The sequence below is a fragment of the uncultured Thiodictyon sp. genome, from assembly GCF_903828115.1.
Taxonomy (GTDB): Bacteria; Pseudomonadota; Gammaproteobacteria; order Chromatiales; family Chromatiaceae; genus Thiodictyon.
Genome location: NZ_CAIKKU010000359.1, coordinates 1 through 4,817, shown reverse-complemented (window position 1 = coordinate 4,817; position 4,817 = coordinate 1). Strand labels below are relative to the sequence as shown.

Here is a 4,817-nt window from a genome sequence, read left to right as displayed (position 1 = left end):
GTTGTCGTAATCGTAATCGTAATCGGAGAAGCGATGCACTTTCGGGTGCGAGAGAATCCGGGACGCTACGATAACCTCGATTACGACAACGACAACGACAACGACAGCGACCTGACTCATTACTTAACTATTTCTTCTCTGTGTCTCTGTGTCTCTGTGTCTCCGTGAGAGTATTCCAGAGATACGGGTCACTGTCTGTTCCAGGGCCATAGGTCACTCCATGCCAAATCACGAGATCCGTTGCGCCTTGCCTAAACTCACTGCCCTGTGGCTGCTGTCGGCGGCGTTGCTGTGGTCGGGCGCGACGCTGGCCGATGCCCTGGAGGACGCCCTCCCGGGGCTGGGCGACCGGGCACTCGCGGTCAGACAGCAGGCGGTTGCCGCGCTCGTCGCCGCCGGTGACGCCCGCGCCCTGCCGATCCTCGAAGGACTGCTTGCCGGTGACCTCTATACGCGGGAGGGTGACCCCGCGGTGGTCCTGGCGCATCCGGGCGGCACCGGCCTGCGCCTCACCCATCCCATCACCGGGGCGGACCTGGGTGAGGCCGACCGGTCCATGGTCAAGAAGATCACCGTGACCAATGCACTACGCACGACGCTGCGCGGCGCCATCGCCGCGCTGAGCCTCGGCAGTCCGGACCCGGCCGTGCGCCTGCGCTCCGCCCGGGCGGTGATGCAGGACCCGAGCCCGGAGGCGGTCGCGACCTTGCGCGCGCGCCTGGGGCAGGAGCAGGACCCGCGGGTGCGCGCGACGCTCGACCTGGCCTTGGCGGTGGCGGCGCTGCGGGTCGGGACGGCCGAGGAACGGCTCGCCGCCGTCACCACCCTGAACGGCAGCCTCTACCCCGAGGCGCGCAATGCCCTGGCGGCCATGCTTGCGACCGAACCGGACCCGGCGGTGCGGGCCGCGGCGCAGCAGTGTCTCGACGGGATCGACGCGCGGGTCGCCTGGAACGCCCGTGCCGAGACCCTCTTCTTCGGCCTCAGCCTGGGTTCGGTCCTGGTGCTGGCGGCCATTGGGCTGGCCATCACCTTCGGGGTCATGGGGGTCATCAACATGGCCCATGGCGAGTTGATGATGCTCGGGGCCTATACCACCTACCTGGTGCAGCAGGCGATGCCCGGACTGCTGGATTACTCGCTGTTCGTCGCCATCCCCGCGGCCTTTGTCGTCGCCGGGCTCTTCGGCATCGCCATCGAGCGCACCGTCATCCGCTTCCTCTACGGGCGACCACTGGAGACCCTGCTGGCCACCTTCGGCATCAGTCTGATCCTGCAACAATTGGTGCGCACCGTCATCTCGGCCCAAAACGTAACGGTGGAGAACCCGTCGTGGATGAGCGGCTCACTGCAGGTCAACCCGGGGCTCGCCCTGACCTACAACCGGCTCTATATCCTGGCCTTCGCGGGCGCGGTCTTCCTCGCTCTGCTGCTGATCCTCAAGCGCACGGCGCTCGGGCTGCAGGTCCGCGCCGTGGCGCAGAACCGCGCCATGGCCCGGGCCATGGGGGTGCGCTCGCAGCGCGTGGATGCACTGACCTTCGGGCTTGGGGCCGGGGTCGCGGGGGTGGCGGGGGTGGCCCTGTCGCAACTCACCAACGTGGGGCCCAACATGGGGCAGGCCTACTTCATCGACTCCTTCATGGTGGTGGTGTTCGGCGGGGTCGGGAACCTGTGGGGGACCCTGATCGGCGGCACCGTGCTGGGGGTGGCCAATAAGCTCATGGAGCCCTGGGCGGGGGCGGTACTGGCCAAGATCCTGGTGCTGGTCTTTATCATCCTCTTCATCCAGAAGCGCCCGCGCGGTCTGTTTCCCCAGCGCGGCCGGGCGGCGGAGGGGTGAGGCGATGAATGCGACGATGATTTGTCCACAAATGAACGCAAAGACGGTTTGTCCGCAAATGAACGCAAATGAACGCAAATGGCAGACGGCCGCCGTTCAGACTGCCGGACGGGGCATTTGCCCCGTCCGGACCGTTTTCCTGCCGTCGCCGGGACCGCGGACCCTGGGTGGCGGTGAAATCGTAAACGCGCGGGACGGGGTGAATACCCCGCCCCGCCCGGGAATGTGGCCAATAAGCGCGGCCGGACGGGGCATTAGCCCCGTCCGGAACGTTTTGCTGCCGTCACCGGGACCGCGGACCTTGGGTTCCGGTGAAATCGCAAACGTGCGGGACGGGGTCAATACCCCGTCCCGCTCAGCCTGCTCAGCACGCGCCACCCGCTCACCCCGCGCCACCCGCTCAGGGTCCCGCCCCATTTTTCTTTTTCGCGTTCATTTGCGTTCATTTGCGGCTAAAATTCTTCCTTCCGCCAAGTCGGTCACGCCGGCATGAGGATAGCACGCGCATTGACGGGCGATACCGGCGGTCAGCTCATGCTGACGGTGCTGCTGGTGGTGACCGTGCTGGTGCCGGTCCTGAATCTGGCGGTGCCGCAGACGAGCGCCTGGCATGTCTCCACCTTTACGGTGACCCTGCTCGGCAAGTACCTCACCTATGCCCTGCTCGCCGTGGCCGTGGACCTGGTGTGGGGCTATCTCGGGATCCTGAGCCTGGGGCACGGGGCCTTCTTTGCGCTCGGCGGCTATGCGATGGGGATGTATCTGATGCGCCAGGTGGGCGACCGCGGGGTCTACGGCAACCCGGACCTGCCGGACTTCATGGTCTTTCTCAATTGGCAGGAGCTGCCCTGGTTCTGGCACGGCTTCGATCTGTTCTGGTTCGCCGCGCTGATGGCGCTGCTGGTCCCCGGGGTGCTGGCCTATCTGTTCGGCTGGGCTGCCTTTCGCTCCCGGGTCACCGGGGTCTATCTCTCCATCATCACCCAGGCCCTGACCTATGCCCTGATGCTCGCCTTCTTCCGCAATGAGATGGGCTTCGGCGGCAATAACGGGCTCACCGACTTCAAGGACCTGCTGGGCTTCGACCTGCAGCGCGATGCCACCCGCGTGGGGCTCTTCATCGCCTCCGCGGCGGCGCTCGCACTGGGCTATCTCGCGACCCGCATCATCGTGAATTCCCGTCTGGGGCGGGTGGCGGTGGCGATCCGGGATGCCGAGTCGCGTACCCGCTTCATCGGCTACCGGGTGGAGCGGGTCAAGGCCGCCCTCTTTGCCTTCTCCGCCATGCTGGCGGGGGTGGCCGGCGCACTCTATGTCCCGCAGGTCGGCATCATCAATCCCGGCGAGTTCTCGCCGCTCAACTCCATCGAACTGGTCATCTGGGTGGCCGTGGGCGGGCGCGCCACCCTCTATGGGGCGGTGGTGGGGGCCATCCTGGTCAACTATGGCAAGACCGTCTTCACCGGGGTCTTCCCGGAGGCCTGGCTCTTCGCCCTGGGTGCGCTCTTCGTGCTGGTCACGCTCTTCCTGCCCCGCGGTATCGCGGGTCTGCGCCTCCCGGGGAGGGCCGGCTGATGGGCGGACAGGTTGAACGCTGGCAATATCTCAATCCGGGCAAGACGCTCGCCGAAACCCTGGACATCTCCCATAAGACGCTCCTCTATGTGGAGGGGGTGACGGTGAGCTTCGACGGCTTCCGCGCCCTGAATGACCTGTCCTTCTATGTCGATATCGGCGAATTGCGCTGTGTCATCGGGCCCAATGGGGCGGGCAAGACCACCATGATGGATGTCGTCACCGGCAAGACGCGCCCGGATCAGGGCTTTGTGTTCTTCGGCCAGAGCATCAACCTGCTGGAACTCGATGAGCCGCGCATCGCCCAGGCCGGGATCGGGCGCAAGTTCCAGAAGCCCACGGTCTTCGAGCAGCACGCGGTGGCCGAAAACCTGGAACTGGCCATGGCCGGCGACAAGCGGGTCTGGCCCACCTTCACCGCCCGACTCTCCGGCGAACAGCGCGACCGCATCGACGAGGTCCTGACCATCATCGGTCTCACCGAGCAGGCCCGGCGCCCGGCCGGGGCCCTCTCCCACGGCCAGAAGCAATGGCTGGAGATCGGCATGTTACTGATGCAGAACCCGCTCCTGCTCCTGGTCGACGAGCCGGTAGCCGGCATGACCCACCAGGAGATGGACCGCACCGCGGAACTGCTGCTGTCGCTGGAGGGCAAGCACTCGGTAGTCGTCGTGGAGCACGACATGGACTTCGTGCGCTCCATTGCCAAGCGGGTCACCGTGTTGCACCAGGGGTCGGTGCTGGCCGAGGGGTCGATGGATGAGGTCCAGCATGACCAGCGGGTGGTGGAGGTCTATTTGGGGGAGTGAGCCGGGGCGACAATCCTGAATCCGGGAGTTACTCACGCCAAGACGCCAAGCTCACCAAGAAATACAATAGGGTAGGTCAAGTCACCAGATCACCCGTCGGGTGAATCTATTTTGCGTATCGACCCCAACGGGGTCGAACATACCAGCCCAGGGCAACGCCCTGGGTACGGATTATCGCAGAGCGTAGCCCTGAAAGGGCGTGACATAACGGCGTGGCTCCTTATGGAAACGCTGATTAAAGCGCCCGGAGCCCATTTGATGCCTAGAAAATCAGTATCTTAGCGCGCCAATTTAGATTTAATCAGTGTTTCCTTATGTCCCGCCCTTTCAGGGCTAGGCCGAATAAACAACGCTATCCCAGGGCGTTGCCCTGGGCTGGTATATCACGCCCCTTCGGGGCTTGAGCAGGCGCAAGAATAGCTGGAACGCAGTACTGGTACCGCACGATGGAAATGCTCGGGCCATTGACCGCACCGCGCCCGTAGATACTCTGTTCAAGCGCAAGTCCGATTTGCCTCCGATCCGTAAATTGGCCTCATCGCTACGTGAACAGTCTCCAGCCTCCGACGAGGTTTGCAGTGCTCGGGCTG

Annotated in this window: 4 protein-coding genes; all 4 read left to right on the top strand. The window is 64.7% G+C overall.

Annotated elements, in window-relative coordinates:
* The first annotated feature begins 33 nt into the window (after nt 1-33).
* The gene (locus tag QZY48_RS13150) at nt 34-168 is read left to right on the top strand and encodes a hypothetical protein (protein ID WP_295431307.1); all 135 of its coding nucleotides are present in this window, start codon (nt 34-36) and stop codon (nt 166-168) included.
* A gap of 52 nt (nt 169-220) precedes the next feature.
* Nucleotides 221-1,843: an urea ABC transporter permease subunit UrtB gene (urtB, locus tag QZY48_RS13145; protein WP_295431306.1), complete on the top strand. Its 1,623-nt coding sequence runs from the start codon at nt 221-223 to the stop codon at nt 1,841-1,843.
* Between the two features lie 489 nt (nt 1,844-2,332).
* Entirely contained in the window at nt 2,333-3,418 is a 1,086-nt protein-coding gene (gene urtC, locus QZY48_RS13140; protein ID WP_295431305.1) for an urea ABC transporter permease subunit UrtC, read from the top strand.
* The gene (gene urtD, locus QZY48_RS13135; RefSeq protein WP_295431304.1) at nt 3,418-4,227 is read left to right on the top strand and encodes an urea ABC transporter ATP-binding protein UrtD; all 810 of its coding nucleotides are present in this window, start codon (nt 3,418-3,420) and stop codon (nt 4,225-4,227) included. The genes urtC and urtD overlap by 1 nt, the downstream gene beginning before the upstream one ends.
* Nucleotides 4,228-4,817 lie beyond the last annotated feature (590 nt).

What these genes read in the sequence shown, in the direction of transcription:
- QZY48_RS13150 (WP_295431307.1), top strand. Translation starts at nt 34, where the DNA reads ATGCACTTTCGGGTGCGAGAGAATCCGGGACGCTACGATAACCTCGAT.
- urtB (WP_295431306.1), top strand. Translation starts at nt 221, where the DNA reads ATGCCAAATCACGAGATCCGTTGCGCCTTGCCTAAACTCACTGCCCTG.
- urtC (WP_295431305.1), top strand. Translation starts at nt 2,333, where the DNA reads ATGAGGATAGCACGCGCATTGACGGGCGATACCGGCGGTCAGCTCATG.
- urtD (WP_295431304.1), top strand. Translation starts at nt 3,418, where the DNA reads ATGGGCGGACAGGTTGAACGCTGGCAATATCTCAATCCGGGCAAGACG.